The following is a 20,937-nucleotide window of genomic DNA, read 5'->3' on the forward strand; positions in this document are numbered from 1 at the left end:
GCCCCGGCGGGCAGTGGGCGTACGACGGGGGAGGCCGCATGAGCGCGACCGAACAGCGTGCCGTCGTCGTCGGCGGCGGGCTCGCCGGCGTGAGCGCCGCGCTCGAACTCGCCGACGCGGGGCTGGAGGTCACCCTGCTCGAAGGCCGCCCGCGGCTCGGCGGGCTCGCCTTCTCCTTCAAGCGCGGCGACCTCACCGTCGACAACGGCCAGCACGTCTACCTGCGCTGCTGCACCGCCTACCGGTGGTTCCTCGACCGCGTCGAAGGCGCCGCCCTCGCCCCGGTCCAGAACCGGCTCGACGTCCCCGTGCTCGACGTCGCCCACCCCGCCGGCCCGCGCCTGGGCCGGCTGCGCCGCAGCGCCCTGCCCGTACCCCTGCACCTGGCGGGCTCACTCGCCCGCTACCCGCACCTCTCGCTCGCCGAGCGGGCGGCCGTCGGCCGCGCCGCCCTCGCGCTGCGCCGGCTCGACCCCGCCGATCCGGCACTGGACGGCGTGGACTTCGCGACCTGGCTCGGCCGGTACGGCCAGAGCCCGCGCACCATCGAGGCCCTGTGGGACCTCGTCGGCATCGCCACCCTCAACGCCACCGCCGCCCACTCCTCGCTGGGCCTGGCCGCGATGGTCTTCAAGACGGGCCTGCTCTCCGAGAACGGCGCCGCCGACATCGGCTGGGCCACCGTCCCGCTCGGCGAGCTGCACGACACGCTCGCCCGCAAGCAGCTCGACGCGGCCGGCGTGCGCACCGAACTGCGCACCCGCGTCACCTGTATCTCCCGTACGCAGGAAGGGAACTGGCGGGTCGACACCGACGGCGAGTCCATCGACGCGGGCACGGTCGTCCTCGCCGTCCCGCAGCGCGAGGCGCACGGCCTGCTGCCGCCCGGCGCCCTGGCCGACCCGGACAAGCTCCTCGACATCGGCACCGCGCCGATCCTCAACGTCCACGTCGTCTACGACCGCAAGGTGCTCAAGCAGCCCTTCTTCGCCGCGCTCGGCTCCCCGGTCCAGTGGGTGTTCGACCGCAGCGACGCCTCCGGGCTGGCCGACGGCGGCCAGTACCTGGCGCTCTCCCAGTCGGCCGCCCAGGACGACATCGACGAGCCCGTCTCGGTGCTGCGCGCCAAGTACCTCCCCGAGCTGGAACGGCTGCTGCCGGCCGCCCGGGGCGCCAAGGTACGGGACTTCTTCGTGACCCGGGAGCGGACCGCCACGTTCGCCCCCACCCCCGGCGTCGGCCGGCTGCGCCCCGGGGCGCGGACCGACACGCCGGGCCTCTACCTCGCCGGTGCGTGGACCGCCACCGGTTGGCCCGCGACCATGGAGGGCGCTGTCCGCAGCGGACTGAGCGCGGCGCACGCCGCACTCGCCGCACTCGGCCGCCACCGGGAGCACCCCCTGCAGGAGGCGGCATGACGACCACCAGCACGACCGCAGCAGCACGTACAGGACACAGAGGAGAGCCAGTGAACCCGGGGAATCCGGCTGTCGAGAACACGGACGCCGGCAACGGCGCAGCCGGGGCGGGCGTCGAGAAGGCGGACACGCTCGCGCTCCTGGAGCGCGGCCGCGCGCTGTCGACCCCCGTGCTCCGCGCCGCCGTCGACCGGCTCGCGGCGCCCATGGACACCGTCGCCGCGTACCACTTCGGCTGGATCGACGCCCAGGGCAACGCGGCCGACGGCGACGGCGGCAAGGCCGTACGCCCCGCCCTCGCGCTGCTCTCCGCCGAGGCGGCGGGAGCCTCGGCCGAGGTCGGCATCCCGGGCGCGGTCGCCGTCGAGCTCGTCCACAACTTCTCGCTGCTCCACGACGACCTGATGGACGGCGACGAGCAGCGCCGCCACCGCGACACGGTGTGGAAGGTGCACGGCCCGGCGCTGGCGATCCTGGTCGGCGACGCGCTGTTCGCCCTCGCCAACGAGGTCCTGCTGGAGCTCGGCACGGTGGAGGCCGGCCGCGCCGCGCGCCGCCTGACCACCGCCAGCCGCAAGCTGATCGACGGCCAGGCCCAGGACATCTCCTACGAGCACCGCGAGCGCGTCAGCGTCGAGGAGTGCCTGGAGATGGAGGGCAACAAGACCGGCGCCCTGCTGGCCTGCGCGGTCTCCATCGGCGCCGTGCTCGGCGGCGCCGACGACCGTACGGCCGACAAGCTGGAGGAGTACGGCTACCACCTCGGCCTCGCCTTCCAGGCCGTCGACGACCTCCTCGGCATCTGGGGCGACCCGGAGGCCACCGGCAAGCAGACCTGGAGCGACCTGCGCCAGCGCAAGAAGTCCCTGCCGGTCGTCGCCGCCCTCGCGGCGGGCGGGCCCGCCTGCGAGGAACTCGCGAAGCTGCTCGCCGCCGACGCCAAGAGCAACGACTTCGAGAACTTCTCGGAGGAGGAGTTCGCGGCGCGCGCCGCGCTCATCGAGGCCGCGGGCGGGCGCGAGTGGACCGCCGAGGAGGCACGCCGCCAGCACGCGATCGCCATCCGCGCCCTGGACGACGTGGACATGCCCCAGCGGGTGCGCGAACAGCTCGTCGCCCTCGCCGACTTCGTCGTCGTGCGCAAGAGGTGACCGCCACCCGAGCAGGGATATGACGCGCGAGTCGCCGGCCGGCGCCGCCTGAGAGCAGCGCCCGGCCGACGGCATACCCCAGCACAGCAGAGGACCACTGCCACGTAAGGGGAAGCCATGACAGCGACGACCGACGGCGCCGGTGCCCCCGGCGCCGATCCGGATTTCACCGCGCCGGACACGGTGCGGGGTGCGCAGGAGGCCGCCGCGCGGGCGACCCGGCACCTGCTGGCCCGTCAGGACGCGGCCGGCTGGTGGAAGGGCGACCTGGAGACCAACGTCACCATGGACGCCGAGGACCTGCTGCTGCGGCAGTTCCTCGGGATCCGGGACGAGGCCACCACACAGGCGGCCGCCCGTTTCATCCGGGGCGAGCAGGGCGCGGACGGCACCTGGGCCACCTTCCACGGGGGACCGCCCGAACTCTCCGCCACCATCGAGGCGTACGTCGCCCTGCGGCTGGCCGGCGACGCGCCCGACGCCCCGCACATGGCCCGCGCCTCGGCCTGGATCCGGGCCCACGGCGGGATCGCCGCCGCCCGCGTCTTCACCCGGATCTGGCTGGCCCTGTTCGGCTGGTGGAGCTGGGACCACCTGCCCGAACTCCCGCCCGAGCTGGTCTTCCTGCCGCCGTGGGTGCCGCTGAACATCTACGACTTCGGCTGCTGGGCCCGCCAGACCATCGTCCCGCTGACCGTGGTCTCCGCGAAGCGGCCCGTCCGCCCCGCCCCGTTCGCCCTGGACGAGCTGCACACCGACGCGCGCCGCCCGTACCCCGCGGCCAAGCGCCCGGCCCCGCTGGCCAGTTGGGAGGGCGCCTTCCAGCGGATGGACAAGGCGCTGCACGTCTACCGGCGGTTCGCCCCGCGCCCGCTGCGCAAGGCCGCGATGGACACCGCCGCCCGCTGGATCATCGAGCGGCAGGAGAACGACGGCTGCTGGGGCGGGATCCAGCCACCGGCCGTGTACTCCGTCATCGCCCTGCACCTGCTCGGGTACGACCTCGGCCACCCGGTGATGCGGGCCGGGCTGGAGTCCCTCGACCGGTTCGCGGTGTGGCGCGAGGACGGTCCCCCCGGGCCCGACGGCCGAGGAAGCGCCCCCGTCCGGATGATCGAGGCCTGCCAGTCCCCGGTCTGGGACACCTGCCTCGCCGCCATCGCCCTGGCCGACGCGGGCCTGGCGCCCGACCACCCGGCGCTGCTGAAGGCCGCCGACTGGATGCTCGGCGAGGAGATCGTGCGCAGCGGGGACTGGGCCGTGCGCCGGCCCGGACTCGCCCCGGGAGGCTGGGCGTTCGAGTTCCACAACGACACCTACCCCGACATCGACGACACCGCCGAGGTGGTGCTCGCGCTGCGCCGGATCAAGCACCCGGAGCCGGCCCGGGTCGAGGCGGCCATCGCCCGCGGGGTGTCCTGGAACCTCGGGATGCAGTCGAGGAACGGCGCCTGGGGCGCCTTCGACGCCGACAACACCAGCCCCTTCCCGAACCGGCTGCCGTTCTGCGACTTCGGCGAGGTCATCGACCCCCCGTCGGCCGACGTCACCGCCCACGTGGTGGAGATGCTCGCCGTGGAGGGCAAGGCGGCCGACCCGCGGACCCGGCGCGGCATCGCCTGGCTGCTCGCCGAACAGGAGCCCACCGGAGCCTGGTTCGGCCGCTGGGGCACCAACTACGTGTACGGGACCGGGTCGGTGGTCCCCGCCCTGACGGCCGCGGGCTTCGCCCCGGCGCATCCCGCGATCCGGCGGGCCGTGCGCTGGCTGGAATCCGTACAGAACGCGGACGGCGGGTGGGGCGAGGACCAGCGCTCCTACAAGGACCCCGAGTGGGCCGGGAAGGGGGCCTCGACCCCCTCGCAGACCGCCTGGGCGCTGATGGCCCTGCTCTCGGCGGGGGAGCGGGAGGGCAAGGCCGTCGAGCGGGGAATCGCGTACCTGGTGGAGACCCAGTGCGGGGACGGCTCCTGGGACGAGCCGTACTTCACCGGCACCGGCTTCCCGTGGGACTTCTCCATCAACTACCACCTGTACCGGCAGGTCTTCCCGCTCACCGCGCTCGGCCGCTACCTGCACGGTGAACCCTTCGCGCCCGGGGAGGCCTGATGGCCGCCGCCGGGGCCGAGGGCCCCGGACCGCCCGCCCCGCTGCTGGTCGCCTGCGCGCTGCGCATCGAACAGGCCGCCCTGCGCAGCGGCGGCGGCCGCGGGGCCGCCCGCCCCGAACCCGGCTGGGCGGTCCTGCGTACGGGCATGGGCCCGCGCGCCGCCGAGCGGGCCGTCGGCCGGGCCCTCGCCGCGCCGGGGATGGGCCGGGCCCCGGTCCTGGCCACCGGGTTCTGCGCCGGGCTGGTCCCGGGCATGAGCCCCGGCGACCTCGTCGTCGCCGAGGAGACCCGGGATCCCCGGGGCACCGTCGCGTGCGAGGGCACCGCCCTGCTCGCCGAGGCGCTGGCCCGGGCCGCTCCGGGCCGGACCGTGCACACCGGCGCACTGACCGGATCCGACCACGTCGTCCGCGGCCAGGAGCGCGCCCAGCTGCGCGCCACCGGCGCCATCGCGGTCGACATGGAGTCCGCGGCCACCCTGTGGACGGCCGTGGGGGCCGCCGCCGATGGCTGGAACCGTCCGGTTGCGGCCGTCCGGGTGATCGTGGACGCTCCGGAGCATGAGCTCGTCCGCATCGGCACGTTCCGCGGTGGAATATCGGCCTTCCGCGTATTGCGTGCCGTACTGCCCGCGTTTTATGACTGGCACCGTTCTTTGCTGCTCCCCAGGAGGTGAGCCAGATGGCCATGCCGCTGCGACAGTCCATCAGGGTCGGGACGTATCTTCTCGAACAGAAGCTCCGCAAGCGTGAGAAGTTCCCGCTGATCGTCGAGCTGGAACCGCTCTACGCCTGCAATCTGGCTTGCGAGGGGTGCGGGAAGATCCAGCACCCGGCGGGCGTGCTCAAGCAGCGCATGCCGGTGGCCCAGGCGGTCGGCGCCGTCCTGGAGTCCGGCGCGCCGATGGTGTCCATCGCGGGCGGCGAGCCCCTGATGCACCCGCAGATCGACGAGATCGTTCGGCAGTTGGTGGCCAAGCGGAAGTACGTGTTCCTGTGCACCAACGCGATGCTGCTGCGCAAGAAGATCGAGAAGTTCACCCCGTCCCCGTACTTCGCCTTCGCGGTGCACATCGACGGGCTGCGCGAACGCCACGACGAGTCCGTGGCCAAGGAAGGCGTCTTCGACGAGGCGGTCGCCGCCATCAAGGAGGCGAAGAGGCGGGGGTTCCGGGTCACCACCAACTCCACCTTCTTCAACACCGACACCCCGCAGACGATCATCGAGGTGCTCAACTACCTCAATGACGACCTCAAGGTCGACGAAATGATGATCTCGCCCGCCTACGCCTACGAAAAGGCCCCCGACCAGGAACACTTCCTGGGCGTCGAGCAGACCCGCGAACTCTTCAAGAAGGCCTTCGCGGGCGGAAACCGGCGGCGCTGGCGGCTCAACCACTCCCCGCTGTTCCTCGACTTCCTGGAAGGCAAGGCGGATTTCCCCTGCACCGCCTGGGCCATTCCGAATTACTGCCTCTTCGGCTGGCAGCGCCCCTGCTATCTGATGAGCGACGGCTACGTGGCGACGTACCGGGAGCTGATCGAGGAGACCGACTGGAGCAAGTACGGCCGCGGGAAGGACCCGCGCTGCGCGAATTGCATGGCGCACTGCGGCTACGAGCCCACCGCCGTCCTCGCCACCATGGGCTCCCTCAAGGAATCCCTGCGCGCCGCCCGCGAGACGGTCTCGGGGAACCGGGAGAAGCAGTGACCGGCTTCGACCTCCGCGCCCTGCTCGACGAGCGGGGCGGGGAACGGTACGAGCTCCACGCGCGCCACCTCAACCACCAGCTGCCCCGCATGCTGCACACGATCGGCTTCGACAAGGTCTACGTACGGGCCGAGGGTGCGCACTTCTGGGACGCCGAGGGCAACGACTACCTGGACATGCTGGCCGGGTTCGGGGTCATGGGCCTGGGTCGGCACCACCCGGTCGTCCGCCGGGCGCTGCACGACGTCCTGGACGCGCAGCTCGCCGACCTGACCCGCTTCGACTGCCAGCCGCTGCCCGGGCTGCTGGCGGAGAAGCTGCTCTCGTACAGCCCGCACCTGGACCGCGTCTTCTTCGGCAACAGCGGCACCGAGGCGGTGGAGACGGCCCTGAAGTTCGCCCGCTACGCCACGGGGCGGACGAGGGTCCTCTACTGCGACCACGCCTTCCACGGGCTGACCACGGGCTCGCTGTCGGTCAACGGGGAGGGCGGCTTCCGGGACGGCTTCGCGCCGCTGCTGCCCGATACGAAGATCGCCCTCGGGGACCTGGCCGCCCTGGAGCGGGAGCTGAAGCGCGGCGACGTCGCCGCCTTCGTCGTCGAGCCGATCCAGGGCAAGGGCGTGCTCGCGGCCCCGCCCGGATTCCTGCGCGCGGCGCAGGAGCTGCTGCACCGGCACAAGGCGCTGCTGATCGCGGACGAGGTGCAGACGGGCCTCGGCCGGACCGGCGATTTCTACGCGTACCAGCACGAGCCGGGCGTGGAGCCGGACCTGGTGTGCGTGGCCAAGGCCCTTTCGGGCGGCTACGTGCCGGTGGGCGCGACCCTGGGCAAGGACTGGATCTTCAAGAAGGTCTACTCGTCCATGGACCGGGTGCTCGTGCACTCCGCCAGCTTCGGCTCCAACGCGCAGGCGATGGCGGCCGGACTGGCGGTGCTCTCCGTCATGGAGGACGAGTCGGTGGTCGCGAACGCGCGCGCGACGGGCGACCTGCTGCGCGGGCGGCTCGCGGCGCTCGTGGACGAGTACGAGCTCCTCCACGAGGTGCGGGGGCGCGGCCTGATGATCGGCATCGAGTTCGGGCGGCCGTCCTCGCTCGGGCTGCGCAGCCGGTGGGCCATGCTCCAGGCGGCCCGCAAGGGGCTCTTCGCGCAGATGGTCGTGGTGCCGCTGCTGCAGAAGCACCGGATCCTGACGCAGGTCTCGGGCGACCACCTGGAGGTCATCAAGCTCATCCCGCCGCTGATCGTGGACGAGGGGGACGTCGACCGCTTCGTCGGGGCCTTCCGCGAGGTCATGGACGAGGCGCACGGCGGCGGCGCCCTGATGTGGGACTTCGGCAGGACATTGGTGAAGCAGGCCGTCGGCGGCGGCTGACGGCCTGCTCCACCTCGCGGGGCCGGCTCAGTCGAGCAGCCGGTCCCGCAGCCGGTCGAGGGTCTCGGGCGCGAGTCCGAGGCCTTCGGCGAGGTACCGCTCGAGCCCGCCCCAGTGTCCGTCGATGGCGTCGAAGGCGGTCGTCAGGTACTCGGCGCGGGCGTCGAAGAGCGGCGCGAGCAGCTCCATCACCTCGGCGGAGCGGGCCTCGGGCACGTCGCTGCCGCGGCGCACGCGGTAGCGGCGGTGCGGGGCGTTGGACTCCAGGTAGTCCGCCACGATCGCCTCGCGCTCGACGCCCAGCGCGAGCAGGGTGACGGCGATCGACAGGCCGGCCCGGTCCTTGCCGGCCGCGCAGTGCATGAGCGCCGGAACGCTGTCCTGCGCGAGGGCGTGCAGGACCCGGCTGTGCTCGGCGGTGCGGTTCTCGATCATCGCGCGGTAGGAGTTGGCCATCCGGGCGGCGGCCTTTCCGTCGCCGAGGAGCCCGCGGAGCTGTTCGACGTCACCGTCGCGGACCATCTTCCAGAATTCCTTGCCGTCGGCCGGATCCGACAGCGGGATGTTGACGTTCCGTACGCCGGGGAGCTCGACGTCGAGCCCCTCCAAAGCGTGGTCGGCGCCGTTGCGGAAGTCGAAGACGGTGTGCAGGCCGAGCGATGCGAGGAATTCTGCATCGGTTTCGGTGGCATGTGCCAGATGTCCGCTACGGAACAGTTTTCCCGGCTTGACCCTGCGCCCGTCGGCGGTCGGGAGGCCGCCCACGTCACGGAAGTTGCGCACTCCGGCGAGCTCGGGCTCCGGTACGGGCTCCGTCCGCGGGGGCCGGGGTATCTGCTGGGTCACGGGAACTCCTCCGCATCGTCATGGTGTGTCCGAATTACACTACTTGGGGCCAACTTGCCATCACCGGAGGCGAGATCGGGCGCGGCCCCGTGAGCCAGATCATACGGTGACCGTGAGTGCCTGATCGTCAAAGTCGAATGGCCCGGCCGGAGGGGTTGTTGGCACCCGGGAATGGACGCAGGGTGACCGGAATTCCGGTGGATTCCCGCTCCTGTGAATCCGTCAGGAAATTCGTGGCTTGTTCGGTGTGGCTCAACTCGATTACCTTCACGATCGATCCGGATGGACCGCCGAATCCTGCCGCCGTCCGGAAACCGCACCCGACTATTCACGCGCGCGGCAGGAGCGGGGGAACCAGGTAGGCCGCTGTTCCCGATCATTCGCATCGGAGCAGCTCGGGGTGAAGCCGTTCATGCTCTGTTCATGTGCGGCCGGACATCTCCAGTCCGAACCCGACAGCTCACCTCGCAGGCGACGGAGAGGAATTCGCCATGCCTGCAAAGGGTAAGCACCGACGTCCCAAGTCCCGTTCCGTGGCGCGCGGCTTCGCCGTCGCGGGCACCGGTGGCGCGGCCCTCGCGCTGCCGCTGCTGGGTGCCGCCGGCGCCCAGGCGGCCGGCGCCCCGGCCGCCGCACCCGCCGCGGCTCCCGTGCAGGCCCCGCAGCTTCCGGCGGCGCTCCAGGCCGCGCCCGCCGCCGCCGAGCAGGGCTCGCCGGCCACGTCGGCCGTCTACACCGTCGTGCCGGGCGACTACCTCTCCAAGATCGCCCAGGAGCGCCACCTCTCGGGCGGCTGGCAGCAGCTGTACGCCGACAACCGCGAGGCCGTCGGCGCCGACCCCTCGCTGATCCACCCCGGGCTGAAGCTGACCCTCGCCGCGAAGGGCGGGGCGGCTCCCGCTCCGGCCAAGGAGGCGGCCCCGGCCCCGGCGAAGAAGTCCTCGGCCTCGGGTGCGGCTTCGGGCTCGGCCTCGCAGGCCAAGGACTCCGCGGACGCCGCCCCGGCCCAGGCCCCCGCCGCCGCGCCCGCCAAGAAGGCCGCCGCCAAGCCCGCGGCCGGTGCGGTCAGCGCCGCCGGCTTCGTCGCCCCCGTCGGCGGCGGCGGGATCTCCACCCAGTACAAGACCCCCGGCGCCATGTGGTCCAGCGGCTACCACACCGGTGTCGACTTCATCGCGAGCTCCGGCACCACCGTCCGCGCCGTCGGCGCGGGCACCGTGGTCTCCGCCGGCTGGGGCGGCGCGTACGGCAACGAGGTCGTCATCCGGCACGCCGACGGCAAGTACTCCCAGTACGGCCACCTGTCCCAGCTCTCCGTCTCGGTCGGCCAGAGCGTCGCCGGCGGCCAGACCATCGGCCTCTCCGGCTCCACCGGCAACTCCACCGGCCCGCACCTGCACTTCGAGATCCGCACCGGGCCGTCCTACGGCTCGGACATCGACCCGCTGGCCTACCTCCGCTCGAAGGGCGTGAGCATCTGACGGCTCCCGCCGTCGGAGAGGCAGCCGGACACGTGGGGCCGGGACCCGAGGGGGGTCCCGGCCTCACGCGCTGTTATTCCGTACCGACCGGGTGGTATAGATCACGGTCCGTCAACCCCTGCCTACGGTGGCGTAGGTCACGTGCCGGGGTGAAGGATGTGTTCTCGTGGCAGCGACGAAGACGACACTCAAGACCATCGGCTCGTACGCGGCGATCGGGGACAGCTTCACCGAGGGTGTGGGGGACCCGGGGCCCGGGGAGACCTTTCTCGGCTGGGCGGACCGGCTGGCCGTACTCCTGGCCGATCAGCGCGAGGAAAACGAATTCAGGTACGCGAACCTGGCCGTGCGGGGGCGCCTCCTCGACCAGATCGTGGCGGAACAGGTCCCCCGGGCCAAGGAGCTCGCACCGGACCTGGTGAGCTTCTGCGCGGGCGGAAACGACATCATCCGGCCCGGCAGCGACCCGGACGCCGTGGCGGAGCGCTTCGAGGCGGCGGTCGCCGACCTCACCGGAGCCGTCGGCCGGGTCATGATCACCACGGGCTTCGACACCCGCGGCGTTCCGGTCCTCAAGCACCTGCGGGGCAAGGTGGCGACGTACAGCGCGCACGTGCGCGCCATCGCCGACCGCTACGACTGCCCGGTGCTCGACCTCTGGTCCCTGAAGTCCGTGCAGGACCGGCGGGCTTGGGACGACGACCGGCTGCACCTCTCGCCCGAGGGGCACACCCGGGTCGCGCTGCGCGCCGCCCAGGTGCTGGGGCTGGAGGTGCCGGCCGACCCCGACCAGCCGTGGCCGCCGCAGCAGCCGCGCGGCTCGGTGGACGTGACCCGGGACAACATCCAGTGGGCGCGGGAGTACCTGGTGCCGTGGATCGGGCGCCGGCTGCGCGGGGAGTCCTCCGGGGACCACGTCGAGGCGAAGCGGCCGGACCTGCTGCCGCTGTAGGTCCCGGCGGGGGACGTGGCGGACGCGAGGGAAGAAGGGGGGCGGGGGGAGGGAAGGGGAGCGGGCGAGAACGGGGGCGCGCGGCGGAATCCTTCGGGGCCGGTGCGCGTTGGCATGGTGGTAGACCGGTATTCCCTACGGCCTCACGACCATCCGCCCCACCCTCCCAGGAGGCGCTTTGACCGGCTCCCGTCCCCTGCGTCCCCGGCTGCGCGCCCTGCGGCCCGAAGCCTTCGGCGCGGATCCGTCCGGCGCCCGCCTGGAGCGGATCCGGCGCTCGCCGAACTTCGCCGACGGCGTCTTCCAGAACCCGGTCGGGGCCCGGACCAGGCCCTCCGGCTCCATGACGGAGTTCGCCAAGATCTACTTCCACAAGGAGCAGCGGACCCGGCGCAATCCGGGTGCGCCGATCCCGGTGTATCCGACGACGCTCGCCGAGCTGGCGAAGCCGCCGGTGAGCGGGTTGCGCCTGACCTGGATGGGGCACTCGGGCGTGCTCGCGGAGATCGACGGACGGCGGGTCCTGTTCGACCCGGTGTGGGGCGAGCGGTGCTCCCCGTTCCCGTTCGCCGGGCCCAAGCGGCTGCACCCCGTGCCCGTACCGCTGGCCTCGCTCGGGTCGGTCGACGTCGTGGTGATCTCGCACGACCACTACGACCACCTCGACCTGCCGACGATCAAGGAGCTGGCCGGGACGGACACCGTCTTCGCCGTCCCGCTCGGCGTCGGCGCGCACCTGGAGCGCTGGGGCGTGTCGCCGGACCGGCTGCGCGAGCTCGACTGGAACGAGGCCACCGAGGTCGCGGGGCTCACGCTGACGGCGACCCCGGCGCGGCACTTCTGCGGGCGCGGACTGCGCAACCAGCAGAACACCCTCTGGGCCTCGTGGGTCGTCGCGGGCGACGAGCACCGGATCTTCCACAGCGGTGACACGGGGTACTTCCCCGGGTTCGCGGAGATCGGCGCTGCGCACGGCCCCTTCGACGCGACGATGATCCAGATCGGCGCGTACTCGGAGTACTGGCCCGACATCCACATGACTCCCGAGGAGGGCATGCGGGCCCACCTCGACCTGCAGGGCGGGATCCCGCACGGCACGATGCTGCCGATCCACTGGGGCACCTTCAACCTGGCCCTGCACCCCTGGGACGAGCCGGGCGAGGGCACCGTCGCCGCCGCCGAGGCCACCGGGGCGGCGATCGCGCTGCCGATCCCGGGCCAGCCGTTCGAGCCGGGCGACGCGGACGCCCCGAGCGAGGCCTGGTGGCGCCCGTTCGTGGCCTCTGCCGCGCCCGTACCGGCGAGTCCGGCCCGGCCGGTCGCGACGGCGCGTCCGCCGGCCGCGGCGCACGAGGAACCGGAGGCGGTCGGCTCGTAGCAGGCGGTCGCGGGGGCGGGAGCGGGGCGCGCGCGGCGGACCACCGCACGGGGTTGTGCGTCCCGTCCGGTCGTCGCGAACGTGCGCCCCCGGCGGATTCGGGCTGTCGTACGAGCGCTCCATCGGGAGCGGGAAGCACCCCGGTGAAGTTCCCCAACTGGCTGTCAGGGGCGGGATCCTGCGGTCTAGCGTGGGTATCCGGTGATCAACACCGTGATCCACACCGGGCCCCGGACAGCTGGGGGCCCGGGCCCCACGTAGAGGACGCCGATGTCCGGACTCCGCGCCGCCCGCCACGCCCCGTCGAGACACGCCGTCACCGGTCCCGGGCGGCAGATACGCCCCCAGCTGCTGCGCGCCGCCCTGCTGCCCACGCTCGCCGCCGGGTTCAGCGGGGCCGCCGCGGTGATCTTCACGCTCCAGCTCGGCGGGGGCGCCGGTGAGCGGGACGCCCGGCTGTGGCCGGTCCTCGCGGGCTGCGCCCTGCTCGTCGTCGGCGCCCTGGCCGCCGCCCTGCTCGGGGCCCAGCGCTCCGCCAAGGCCGTCCGCGACCGCTGCGAGGCCCTGCGCCGCTCCAGCGTGCGCGGACGCCAGGAGCTGCGGGCCGCCGCCGAGCGGCTGGAGCGGGGCGAGCCGCCGGTCCGCCCGGTCCGCGGCGGCCCGACGGCGCCGCCCGCCGGAGGCGACGCCGACCGCGTGGACGAGTTCTGGCTGCTCTCCCAGGAGCTGCGCGGCGCCCGCGAACACGCGCACACCACCCTCGTACGGGTGGCCGGCCCGGCCGCGCCGTCCGACAGCGACCGCAAGGTCGAGGTCTTCGTCAACCTCGCGCGCCGTCTCCAGTCCCTCGTGCACCGGGAGATCTCGCTGCTCGACGAGATGGAGGACACGGTCGAGGACCCCGACCTCCTCAAGGAGCTCTTCCACGTCGACCACCTCGCCACCCGGATCCGCCGCCACGCCGAGAACCTGGCCGTGCTCGGCGGCGCCGCCTCCCGGCGCCAGTGGACCCGGCCCATCGACCTGAGCGAGGTGCTGCGCTCCTCCGTCGCGGAGGTCGAGCAGTACACGCGGGTCAAGGTGGTGCCCCCGGCGGGCGGCACCGTACGCGGCCACGCCGTCGCCGACGTCGTGCACCTGCTGGCCGAACTGGTCGAGAACGCCACGGTGTTCTCCGCCCCCGACACCGACGTGGTCGTGCGTGCCGAGCGGGTGACCGCGGGCATCGCCGTCGAGGTGGAGGACCGGGGGCTGGGCATGCCGGCCGCGGAGCAGCACCGGATGAACGCCCTGCTCGTCGACCCCGACCAGATCAGCGTCCGGCACCTGCTGGCGGACGGGCGGATCGGCCTGTTCGTGGTGTCGGCGCTGGCCCGGCGGCACGGGATCGCCGTCGAGCTGAAGTCCAACATCTACGGCGGCGTGCTCGCGGTGCTGGTGCTGCCGCAGGAGCTGCTGGGGGCGGAGGCGCCGAGCGCCGCCGATGCGCTCGGGGGCTCCCGGGCCACGTCCTGGGGGACCGGGGACGGGGGCGCCGGAATGCCGCCCCTGGAGCCCGTACGGGTGGCCGTGCCGAAGCCGCAGCCGGAGGTACGCAGGGTGCCGGAGCCGGCCGCGCCGACCTGGGCGGCCCCGCCGCCGCCCGCGCCGCGCCCGCAGCCGCAGCCGCAGCCGCGTCCGCGGCCGGATCGCACGGGACCGCATCGCCCGGGCCCGGCGGAGGCGCCGGCCGTCGAGACGACCCTGGACCTCGGCCTCGACCTCGGGCTGGACGCGCCCTCGCCGGACCGGCCCGCGGGCGCGGCCCCGGGCGCGGGGGCCGCCGGACGGTCGGCCGCGAGGCAGGTCGTACGGGAGCCGCTCGTACGGGAGCCGGTCGTACGGGAGCCGCTCGTACGGGAGCCGCTCGTACAGGAGTCGCTCGTACGGGAGCCGGCGCCCGCGGCGCCCGCCCCGGCCTGCGCGTCGGTACCGCCGGCCCCGCCGGCCTTGGCGGTGGTCTCCGTACCGGCTGCCCGGACGGATCCCGACCGGCCGCCCCTGCCCCGGCGCCGGGCCCAGCACCACCTCGCCCCGCAGCTGCGGGACGCCCCCGCCCCGAGGCCCGCCGACACCCCCGAGCAACCCGTGCACGACCCCGGCCTGATGGCCGCCTTCCAACGGGGCTTCGGCCTCGCCCAGTCGGAGAACCAGCCATGACCCCGACCTCTCACCTCAGCAAGGAGCGCACCACCATGGGCGGCGAAGCGGCGACCAAGACCAGCCGGCTCTCGGACCTCGACTGGCTGCTCAGCGGCCTGGTCCAGCGGGTCCCCTACACGCGCAGCGCGGTCCTCCTCACCGCCGACGGCCTCGTCACCTGCGTCCACGGCCTCGACAACGACAGCGCCGACCACCTTGCGGCCCTGGCCTCCGGGCTCTACTCCCTCGGGCGGAGCGCCGGATCCCGGTTCGGGGACGGGGCGGAGGTCCGGCAGGTGGTGGTCGAGCTCGACACCGCCCTCGTGTTCGTGTCGGCCGCCGGGGCGGGCACCTGCCTCGCGGTCCTGGCCGACCGGGAGGCCGACGCCGGCGTACTCGGCTACGAGATGGCGATGCTGGTCAAGAGCGTCCGGCCGTACCTGGCGGCCCCGCCGCGGCGCCCCGTCGGCGACCCGGAGTGATGCGCGCCCGCGCCACGTACGGCATGGGGGGCCCGCGCGACACGCCCTGGCTCGACGATTCGGCGGGCCGGGTGATGCGCCCGTACACGGCCAGCGGCGGGCGGACCCGCCCGGCCGCCGCACTCGACCTGCTGTCCCTGGTGACCGCGACGGGGGTGCGGCCGCGCGGCCCGCTCGGCGCGGAGCACACGCTCGCGCTGCGCCTGTGCGCCGGCTCCGCGGCCGTCACCGTCGCCGAGGTGGCCGGGCAGCTGCGGCTGCCGGCGGTGGTGGTGAAGGTGCTCCTGTCCGACCTGATGGAATTCGGGGCCGTCACGGCGCAGGCGCCGCGGTTCCCGGGCGGCGGATACGTCGCCGCCGACGACCAGAACCTGCTCCGGGCGGTGCTCGATGGCCTACGCCGACGACTGTGACACCCGTCCCGCCCCCGTCCTGCCCGCGACGCTGAAGATCCTGGTCGCGGGCGGTTTCGGGGCGGGCAAGACGACCTTCGTGGGCGCGGTGAGCGAGATCGAGCCGCTGTGCACGGAGGAGCTGCTCAGCGGGCTGAGCGAGGGCCCGGACCCGCTGGAGGGGGTCGAGGCGAAGACGTCGACGACCGTCGCGCTCGACTTCGGGCGGATCACCCTGGACGAGCGGCACGTCCTGTACCTCTTCGGCACGCCGGGGCAGCAGCGGTTCTGGTTCCTGTGGGAGGAGCTGTGCGCGGGCGCGCTCGGCGCGGTGGTGCTCGCGGACACGCGCCGGCTCGCCGACTGCTTCCCGGCCGTGGACTTCTTCGAGCGCCGCGGCATCGGGTTCATCGTCGCCGTGAACGAGTTCGACGAGGGCCACCGCTACACCCCCGGGGAGGTCCGGGAAGCGGTGGGGCTCGGGCCCGAGGTGCCGGTCGTACGGTGCGACGCGCGGCTGACCAGCTCCGGGACGGGGGCGCTGGCCGCCCTGGTCCACCACCTGCTCTTCACGGCGGCGACCGACTCGAGGGACCCGAGGGACCCGAGGGGCTCGACGGGCTCGACGGATTCGGCGGGCTCGACGCGATCATGGAATCTGGACGGGGGAGAACCGAGATGACGTACTACGAGTCGACCGGACACCTGCTGCTCACGCCGGTGGACCGGGAGGCGCCCGCGCGCACCGTCCGGCTGCGCGAACTGGGCCTGGGGGAGCGGGCGGACACGGAGCTCGACGCCTTCGCCCGGCAGGTCGCGGACGTGCTGGCGGCCCCGTACGCGGGGGTCAACTTCATCGGCGAGGAACGGCAGTTCTTCGCCGGGCTGCACCACGCGCCGGACGCCCCGGCGAGCGGCTACCCGGCGCGGGTGCTGCCCCGGGACCACGGGTACTGCCCGCACGTCGTGGTGCGGCGCCGGGCCCTGGTGCTGGAGGACGTACGGGACTTCGCGCGCTTCGCGGGGAACGCGGTCGTGGACGAGAGCGGGATCCGGTCGTACGTGGGCGCGCCGCTGACCGACCGGACGGGGGTGGTCCTGGGCACGGTGTGCGCGGTGGAGCTGGAGCCGCGCCGGTGGGGGATGCAGGGGCTGGCGACGGTCAAGTCCCTGGCGGCGGAGCTGGTGGAGATCATCCACGCGCGGGAGGACGGGCTGCGGGCGGGGTGAGGGGCGGAGCCGTCGCCCGGGGGCGGTTGTCGGTGCCGGGCGCTACGGTCGACGACATCAGCCCGACCGGTTGCAGTGGTGGGAGAGGAGCCGCGGGATGGCCGTGACCGCCGAGGACGTCCGTACGGCCGCGCTGTCGCTCCCGGAGAGCAGCGAGAAGCTCGCCTGGGGCATGCCCACGTTCCGGGTGGGCGGGAAGATCTTCGCCGCGCTCGGTGAGGACGACGCCTCGATCGGGGTGAAATGCCCGAAGGAGGACCGCGCGGAGCTGATCGCCGCCGAGCCGGCGAAGTTCTTCCTCCGGGAGGGCCACGACGACAACTACGCCTGGCTCCGGGTCCGGCTGGCGGCGCTGGAGAGCGCCGCCGAGCTGCGCGCGATCCTGATCGACTCCTGGCTCCAGGCGGCCCCCGAACGCCTGGCCGCGACCCATCCGGAACTGGCCGGTGACGCCGCCCGGGGTGCGGACACCTCCTAGGGGTGTCCGCCCAGGGGTGTCTGCCTAGGGCCGGCGGAACGCGCTGATCCGCTCGCGGAGGGAGTGCGGGTCCAGGCCGTGCGCGGCGGTGTGCTCGTCGATGGTGCCGTAGCGGCGCAGCTCGGCGCGGCCGACGCCGAGGCCGAGGATCCGGTGCGGGACCTCCGTCAGGGCCCTGGCGGCGGCCCCCGTGGAGGTGCCGGCCAGATACGGCTCGACGAGCACGACGTCCGCCGTGCCCCGGCCGACGGCCGCGAGCAGGGCCGCGTCGTCGAAGGGCCGCACGGTGGTCGCGTACAGCACGGTCACGTCCAGCCCCTCCGTCGCGGCGAGCACGTTGTCCAGCAGCGGGCCGACGGCGATGACGACGGCGGCTCCCGGGCCGCCCTCCCGCACGGTCAGGAAGCTCGCGCCGTCCACCGCGCGCGGGGCGGCGTTCGACTGCTGCGAGAGGCGTACGTAGACCTTGTCGTCCCCGGCTGCGTAGGCGTGCCGCAGCAGCGCCTCGGCCTCGTCCGGATGCCCCGGCACATGGACCGTCCAGCCGTCGAGGGTGTCCATCAGCGCCACGTCGCCCGGCGCCATGTGCGTGAACCCGCCCGTCGGCCAGTCGTAGCTGGCGCTCGCGCTGACCAGGACCCCGCCCGTGCCCTGGTGCCCGAAGTCCAGCTTGACCTGCTCGAACGGCCGCTCCACCAGGAAGCTGGCGAAGGTGTGCACGATCGGCCGCAGCCCGGTCAGCGCCAGCCCGCCGCCGACCCCGATCAGCAGCTGCTCCCGGATCCCGACATTGATCACCCGCTCCGGATGGCGCTGCTGCCCGGGCCGGAACCCGTCCATGGTGATCTCGGCGAGCACGAGCGCCAGCCGCGGGTCCTCGTCGAGCGCGCGCGACGTGACGGAGACGAACCGCTCCCGCATGGTGTCCACGATCTTCCAACCCCTCTGCTGCTCTACTGCTTCTTCTCGACGCGGGCGATGACGGCGTGCGGCCGGCCCGGATGCGGTGTGGTGAAGGCGGCGTGCAGCGCCGCGTGGTCCCGGCCGTCGACGGTCACCGCCGACCAGCCGGCGGCCTCGAAGCGGGAGGCGATCCCGCCGCGCCAGCCGTGGGTCGCGGAGTCGTTGTCGATCACCACGGTGTGCAGCCGCTCCAGCCCGGCCGCGCCGGCATAGGCGATGGCCTCGTGGTTGCTGCCCTCGTCGAGCTCCGCGTCCCCGATCAGCACCCACACCGCCGGCTCGTCCAGCCCCTGCGCCCGCAGCCCGAGCGCACTGCCGACGGCGAGCGGCAGCCCGTGCCCGAGCGAGCCGCTGCCGATCTCCACCCCGGGGATCAGGGTGCGGTCCGGATGGTGCCCGAGGGGCGAGTCGTACGCACCGAACCCGCTCAGCCAGTCCACCGGGAGGAACCCCTTGGCGGCGAGCACGGCGTAGTACGCCATCGGCCCGTGCCCCTTGGAGAGCAGGAACCGGTCCCGCCCGGGCTCCTCGGCCCCCTCGGGCTCCACGCGCAGCACCCGGTCGTAGAGCACCCACAGCACGTCGAGCGTGGAATGCGCGGCGGGCGCGTGTTTCTCGGCCCCGGTCATGAGCCCGATGAGCCGGCCCAGATCCTCGTAGCGGAACCCCGTGTCCGCGGTTGCCTGTGTCATGCACCGATCGTGCAACCTCAAGCCCGCTTGAGGTCAAGCACGCCCCGACCCCGCGAAAGGTGCGCGCGACCACCCCGCGAAGTGCGGTATTGTTCTCCTGCGCGTTCACCCCGGGGAAACCCCAGGTCAGCGCGCATCGGGACGTGGCGCAGCTTGGTAGCGCACTTGACTGGGGGTCAAGGGGTCGCAGGTTCAAATCCTGTCGTCCCGACTGTGCTTTACGCACATCGGAGGCCGTTCTCTCATCCGTGAGGGAACGGCCTTTCCCGTGTGTCGGTCCGGGTGGCCGGGTAGGGTCGTGCCACCTGGCGGAGGTGGGAGTGCGACGACGGCGTGACGTCACCCGGTACCGGTACTGGTCCGAGCGCCAGGTCCGCGCGCTCGAGCTGGACAACGGCCTCCGCCTCGCTCGCTCGTGGCGGGTCACCGCGCTCAGGACGCCGGAATCGGCCTTCGGCCTCCCCCTCCCGACGATGGAGCTCGCGGGCTCGGAGGTTCGAGAGCGCAGCCGTCGTCAGGTGGCCGACCGGTTGGCGGCCGCCACGCGACGGCAGACCGCGGTGACCTATCAGGAGCCGCAGCCGGTGTTGTTCGCGACAGGTGTGGGCGCGGTGGCCTTCTCGGCGTTCACCGACGGGCCCGCGAGGGACAAAGGGGTCGTGCTTCACACCCGGACCCGGAGCACTGACGGCCGGCGGGTCGACCTGTGCCTCTTCGGCAGCCTGGACAACACCCTTGACTTCCGCCCCGGCGAAGCGCTGGAAGGAAGCTCGTCATCCGCCTGGTACGCCGTCGCCGAACTCCTGGAGAGCCGCGGCCGACGGAACACCTCGCAGTGGGACGACCACGGCCTCGCCGTCGAGGCGCTGAAGATCGCCCTCAACGACAGGGAGCGTGCGGAGAACCCCGACCACGACGACGCCCCCTGGACGCGCCCGCTCGCGCTCGGCCGCGCCGTCGATGCCGAGTGGTTCGCGGTGATCTACTCCGACATCACCCTCGACCCGGCGCGGTGGCATCTCGACCGCACCGGCCTCGCCGGCACCCGGCGCATCATCGTCGGCGCACCGGTGTGGGTCCGCTCTGCGAGTCCCGACGCCCTGGTCCGGTATGCCGAGGGCCGGCGGTCGGCGCCCGGTCGACGGCCCCGGTGGCGGCGCTTTCTGTCGTCAGGCCAGGATCTCGAAGGTCTGTAGGGCCTGTGGGGGTTCCTCGTGGACTTCCACTCGGGTGACCTTGGCCGTGGGCGGGCCCTGGTGGGTCCAGGCGATCAGGTGGGCCACCGCTTCCGCGGGGCCCTCGAAGGCCGCCTCGACCGTGCCGTCCGGGAGGTTGCGGACCCAGCCCGATACGCCGTACTCGAGGGCCGTGCGGCGGCAGGTGTCGCGGAAGAAGACCCCCTGCACCTCGCCGTGGACGATCACCCTGCTGTGCACCCGTTCCATGGTCCGACCATAGCCGGGCGGAGGCCGGACCGTACGGACCGTGATCGCGTCGTCACGGGACGCCGCTCCCGGGAATCTTCACCCGGTGAAAGTGGAGTGGGCGCGTCCTGTTACATCTCCAGCGGATCTTTGGGTGGTTTTGGTGGCGTTTGGCGGTTCGGGGTGGCGGGGTGCCCGGATCTGTTACTCGATCTTGTGGAGGGGGTGTGGTGATCCGCCGGATTGATCGGAGAGTTCGTGGTGCGCCTTCCCGAATCCCCTCCTACGGGGCGTCAATGCGGTTCGCTGCGTTGGTTGTTCGCGTGCTTTCATCTGTCCGGCGTGGGTCGGGATCCGACCGCGTATTCGAGGAATGATCAGACGACTGAAAGGGTGCGCACATCATGCGTAACGACATCGAGACCCGTGAGATCGCCGACGACGAACTGGACGCGGTTTCCGGCGGTGTCAGCATTTCCGGTGGGCTGCTCGGCGCCGTCACCGGCGACGTCTTCCACGTGGTGAACACGGTCACCTCGCTTCACACGGTCCAGGGCGTGCAGGCCCTGCCCGGCCAGGTCGAGGGCATCGCCGGCGTCCGCGCCGGTGTCGCCGGCCTCTGAGTCGGATGTCCGTGTGAGTGGACCCCGGAGCGTATTCACCGTTCCGG

General features: G+C 73.1%; 21 protein-coding genes, 1 tRNA gene and 1 riboswitch. Of the genes, 18 read left to right on the forward strand and 4 right to left on the reverse strand.

Translation table 11 applies throughout. The features are described from left to right. Positions 1-38 precede the first annotated feature (38 nt). The 6 genes from hpnE to ACFYZS_RS20280 all read left to right on the forward strand — a co-directional run bounded on the left by hpnE (position 39) and on the right by ACFYZS_RS20280 (position 7,768). Positions 39-1,418, forward strand: coding sequence for a hydroxysqualene dehydroxylase HpnE (gene hpnE / locus ACFYZS_RS20255; protein WP_389014102.1), 1,380 nt, complete (start codon positions 39-41; stop codon positions 1,416-1,418). Positions 1,419-1,468: 50 nt separating this feature from the next. Continuing rightward, positions 1,469-2,569, forward strand: a complete 1,101-nt coding sequence (locus tag ACFYZS_RS20260; RefSeq protein WP_389014105.1) for a polyprenyl synthetase family protein — start codon at positions 1,469-1,471, stop codon at positions 2,567-2,569. A gap of 117 nt (positions 2,570-2,686) precedes the next feature. Beyond that, a complete protein-coding gene (gene shc, locus ACFYZS_RS20265; protein WP_389014108.1) occupies positions 2,687-4,678 on the forward strand; it encodes a squalene--hopene cyclase in 1,992 nt (663 codons plus the stop codon). Beyond that, on the forward strand, positions 4,678-5,355 hold the full coding sequence (locus tag ACFYZS_RS20270; RefSeq protein WP_389014111.1) for a 1-hydroxy-2-methyl-2-butenyl 4-diphosphate reductase: 678 nt from the start codon (positions 4,678-4,680) through the stop codon (positions 5,353-5,355). The genes shc and ACFYZS_RS20270 overlap by 1 nt, the downstream gene beginning before the upstream one ends. Positions 5,356-5,360: 5 nt before the next feature. After that, positions 5,361-6,389 (forward strand): adenosyl-hopene transferase HpnH, encoded by a 1,029-nt coding sequence (hpnH, locus tag ACFYZS_RS20275; protein WP_389014114.1) that lies wholly within the window; start codon positions 5,361-5,363, stop codon positions 6,387-6,389. Then, positions 6,386-7,768 carry an aspartate aminotransferase family protein gene (locus tag ACFYZS_RS20280; protein ID WP_389014117.1) on the forward strand — a complete coding sequence of 461 codons (1,383 nt, stop codon included), beginning with the start codon at positions 6,386-6,388 and terminating at the stop codon, positions 7,766-7,768. The genes hpnH and ACFYZS_RS20280 overlap by 4 nt, the downstream gene beginning before the upstream one ends. Positions 7,769-7,795: 27 nt before the next feature. Here the strand turns inward: ACFYZS_RS20280 and ACFYZS_RS20285 are convergent, their stop codons facing one another. Further along, positions 7,796-8,614: a tyrosine-protein phosphatase gene (locus tag ACFYZS_RS20285; protein ID WP_389014120.1), complete on the reverse strand. Its 819-nt coding sequence runs from the start codon at positions 8,612-8,614 to the stop codon at positions 7,796-7,798. Between the two features lie 278 nt (positions 8,615-8,892). Then, positions 8,893-9,101: riboswitch (cyclic di-AMP (ydaO/yuaA leader) on the forward strand. Positions 9,102-9,105: 4 nt separating this feature from the next. On the opposite strand from ACFYZS_RS20285, the gene ACFYZS_RS20290 reads away from it, so the two are divergent. The 9 genes from ACFYZS_RS20290 to ACFYZS_RS20330 all read left to right on the forward strand — a co-directional run bounded on the left by ACFYZS_RS20290 (position 9,106) and on the right by ACFYZS_RS20330 (position 17,188). Continuing rightward, positions 9,106-10,095, forward strand: a complete 990-nt coding sequence (locus ACFYZS_RS20290; protein WP_389014123.1) for a peptidoglycan DD-metalloendopeptidase family protein — start codon at positions 9,106-9,108, stop codon at positions 10,093-10,095. A gap of 166 nt (positions 10,096-10,261) precedes the next feature. After that, a complete protein-coding gene (locus ACFYZS_RS20295) occupies positions 10,262-11,047 on the forward strand; it encodes an SGNH/GDSL hydrolase family protein (RefSeq protein WP_389014125.1) in 786 nt (261 codons plus the stop codon). 178 nt (positions 11,048-11,225) lie between these two features. Further along, a complete protein-coding gene (locus tag ACFYZS_RS20300; protein WP_389014128.1) occupies positions 11,226-12,425 on the forward strand; it encodes an MBL fold metallo-hydrolase in 1,200 nt (399 codons plus the stop codon). A gap of 270 nt (positions 12,426-12,695) precedes the next feature. Continuing rightward, positions 12,696-14,624 (forward strand): sensor histidine kinase, encoded by a 1,929-nt coding sequence (locus ACFYZS_RS20305; RefSeq protein ID WP_389014130.1) that lies wholly within the window; start codon positions 12,696-12,698, stop codon positions 14,622-14,624. 35 nt (positions 14,625-14,659) lie between these two features. After that, the gene (locus tag ACFYZS_RS20310; RefSeq protein ID WP_030159759.1) at positions 14,660-15,088 is read left to right on the forward strand and encodes a roadblock/LC7 domain-containing protein; all 429 of its coding nucleotides are present in this window, start codon (positions 14,660-14,662) and stop codon (positions 15,086-15,088) included. 23 nt (positions 15,089-15,111) lie between these two features. Continuing rightward, positions 15,112-15,501: a DUF742 domain-containing protein gene (locus ACFYZS_RS20315; RefSeq protein WP_389014336.1), complete on the forward strand. Its 390-nt coding sequence runs from the start codon at positions 15,112-15,114 to the stop codon at positions 15,499-15,501. Next, on the forward strand, positions 15,479-16,162 hold the full coding sequence (locus ACFYZS_RS20320; RefSeq protein WP_389014133.1) for an ATP/GTP-binding protein: 684 nt from the start codon (positions 15,479-15,481) through the stop codon (positions 16,160-16,162). Before ACFYZS_RS20315 ends, ACFYZS_RS20320 begins: the two co-directional genes overlap by 23 nt. Continuing rightward, on the forward strand, positions 16,159-16,710 hold the full coding sequence (locus ACFYZS_RS20325; RefSeq protein WP_389014136.1) for a GAF domain-containing protein: 552 nt from the start codon (positions 16,159-16,161) through the stop codon (positions 16,708-16,710). Before ACFYZS_RS20320 ends, ACFYZS_RS20325 begins: the two co-directional genes overlap by 4 nt. 97 nt (positions 16,711-16,807) lie before the next feature. After that, a complete protein-coding gene (locus ACFYZS_RS20330) occupies positions 16,808-17,188 on the forward strand; it encodes an MmcQ/YjbR family DNA-binding protein (RefSeq protein WP_389014139.1) in 381 nt (126 codons plus the stop codon). A gap of 24 nt (positions 17,189-17,212) precedes the next feature. Here the strand turns inward: ACFYZS_RS20330 and ACFYZS_RS20335 are convergent, their stop codons facing one another. Both ACFYZS_RS20335 and ACFYZS_RS20340 read right to left on the reverse strand, forming a co-directional pair. Further along, positions 17,213-18,109 carry a transketolase family protein gene (locus ACFYZS_RS20335; protein ID WP_389014339.1) on the reverse strand — a complete coding sequence of 299 codons (897 nt, stop codon included), beginning with the start codon at positions 18,107-18,109 and terminating at the stop codon, positions 17,213-17,215. 32 nt (positions 18,110-18,141) lie between these two features. Continuing rightward, positions 18,142-18,843, reverse strand: a complete 702-nt coding sequence (locus ACFYZS_RS20340) for a transketolase (RefSeq protein ID WP_389014141.1) — start codon at positions 18,841-18,843, stop codon at positions 18,142-18,144. A 137-nt stretch (positions 18,844-18,980) separates the two neighbouring features. On the opposite strand from ACFYZS_RS20340, the gene ACFYZS_RS20345 reads away from it, so the two are divergent. Both ACFYZS_RS20345 and ACFYZS_RS20350 read left to right on the forward strand, forming a co-directional pair. After that, positions 18,981-19,054, forward strand: a tRNA-Pro gene (locus ACFYZS_RS20345). Positions 19,055-19,316: 262 nt separating this feature from the next. Further along, on the forward strand, positions 19,317-20,039 hold the full coding sequence (locus ACFYZS_RS20350) for a hypothetical protein (RefSeq protein WP_389014144.1): 723 nt from the start codon (positions 19,317-19,319) through the stop codon (positions 20,037-20,039). On the opposite strand, the gene ACFYZS_RS20355 is transcribed toward ACFYZS_RS20350, so the two are convergent. Next, entirely contained in the window at positions 20,013-20,288 is a 276-nt protein-coding gene (locus ACFYZS_RS20355; protein ID WP_389014147.1) for an acylphosphatase, read from the reverse strand. The two genes, ACFYZS_RS20350 and ACFYZS_RS20355, sit on opposite strands and share 27 nt — an antisense overlap. A 383-nt stretch (positions 20,289-20,671) precedes the next feature. Between ACFYZS_RS20355 and ACFYZS_RS20360 the strand changes: the two genes are divergently transcribed. Continuing rightward, entirely contained in the window at positions 20,672-20,890 is a 219-nt protein-coding gene (locus ACFYZS_RS20360; RefSeq protein WP_389014149.1) for a hypothetical protein, read from the forward strand. Positions 20,891-20,937: the final 47 nt, after the last annotated feature.

This window comes from Streptomyces sp. NPDC001903, assembly GCF_042891345.1.
In the GTDB taxonomy this organism is placed as follows: Bacteria; Actinomycetota; Actinomycetes; order Streptomycetales; family Streptomycetaceae; genus Streptomyces.

What these genes read in the sequence shown, in the direction of transcription:
- hpnE (WP_389014102.1), top strand. Translation starts at nt 39, where the DNA reads ATGAGCGCGACCGAACAGCGTGCCGTCGTCGTCGGCGGCGGGCTCGCC.
- shc (WP_389014108.1), top strand. Translation starts at nt 2,687, where the DNA reads ATGACAGCGACGACCGACGGCGCCGGTGCCCCCGGCGCCGATCCGGAT.
- ACFYZS_RS20270 (WP_389014111.1), top strand. Translation starts at nt 4,678, where the DNA reads ATGGCCGCCGCCGGGGCCGAGGGCCCCGGACCGCCCGCCCCGCTGCTG.
- hpnH (WP_389014114.1), top strand. Translation starts at nt 5,361, where the DNA reads ATGGCCATGCCGCTGCGACAGTCCATCAGGGTCGGGACGTATCTTCTC.
- ACFYZS_RS20290 (WP_389014123.1), top strand. Translation starts at nt 9,106, where the DNA reads ATGCCTGCAAAGGGTAAGCACCGACGTCCCAAGTCCCGTTCCGTGGCG.
- ACFYZS_RS20305 (WP_389014130.1), top strand. Translation starts at nt 12,696, where the DNA reads ATGTCCGGACTCCGCGCCGCCCGCCACGCCCCGTCGAGACACGCCGTC.
- ACFYZS_RS20310 (WP_030159759.1), top strand. Translation starts at nt 14,660, where the DNA reads ATGGGCGGCGAAGCGGCGACCAAGACCAGCCGGCTCTCGGACCTCGAC.
- ACFYZS_RS20315 (WP_389014336.1), top strand. Translation starts at nt 15,112, where the DNA reads ATGGGGGGCCCGCGCGACACGCCCTGGCTCGACGATTCGGCGGGCCGG.
- ACFYZS_RS20320 (WP_389014133.1), top strand. Translation starts at nt 15,479, where the DNA reads ATGGCCTACGCCGACGACTGTGACACCCGTCCCGCCCCCGTCCTGCCC.
- ACFYZS_RS20325 (WP_389014136.1), top strand. Translation starts at nt 16,159, where the DNA reads ATGACGTACTACGAGTCGACCGGACACCTGCTGCTCACGCCGGTGGAC.
- ACFYZS_RS20330 (WP_389014139.1), top strand. Translation starts at nt 16,808, where the DNA reads ATGGCCGTGACCGCCGAGGACGTCCGTACGGCCGCGCTGTCGCTCCCG.
- ACFYZS_RS20335 (WP_389014339.1), bottom strand. Translation starts at nt 18,109, where the DNA reads ATGCGGGAGCGGTTCGTCTCCGTCACGTCGCGCGCGCTCGACGAGGAC.
- ACFYZS_RS20340 (WP_389014141.1), bottom strand. Translation starts at nt 18,843, where the DNA reads ATGACACAGGCAACCGCGGACACGGGGTTCCGCTACGAGGATCTGGGC.
- ACFYZS_RS20350 (WP_389014144.1), top strand. Translation starts at nt 19,317, where the DNA reads ATGGAGCTCGCGGGCTCGGAGGTTCGAGAGCGCAGCCGTCGTCAGGTG.
- ACFYZS_RS20355 (WP_389014147.1), bottom strand. Translation starts at nt 20,288, where the DNA reads ATGGAACGGGTGCACAGCAGGGTGATCGTCCACGGCGAGGTGCAGGGG.
- ACFYZS_RS20360 (WP_389014149.1), top strand. Translation starts at nt 20,672, where the DNA reads ATGCGTAACGACATCGAGACCCGTGAGATCGCCGACGACGAACTGGAC.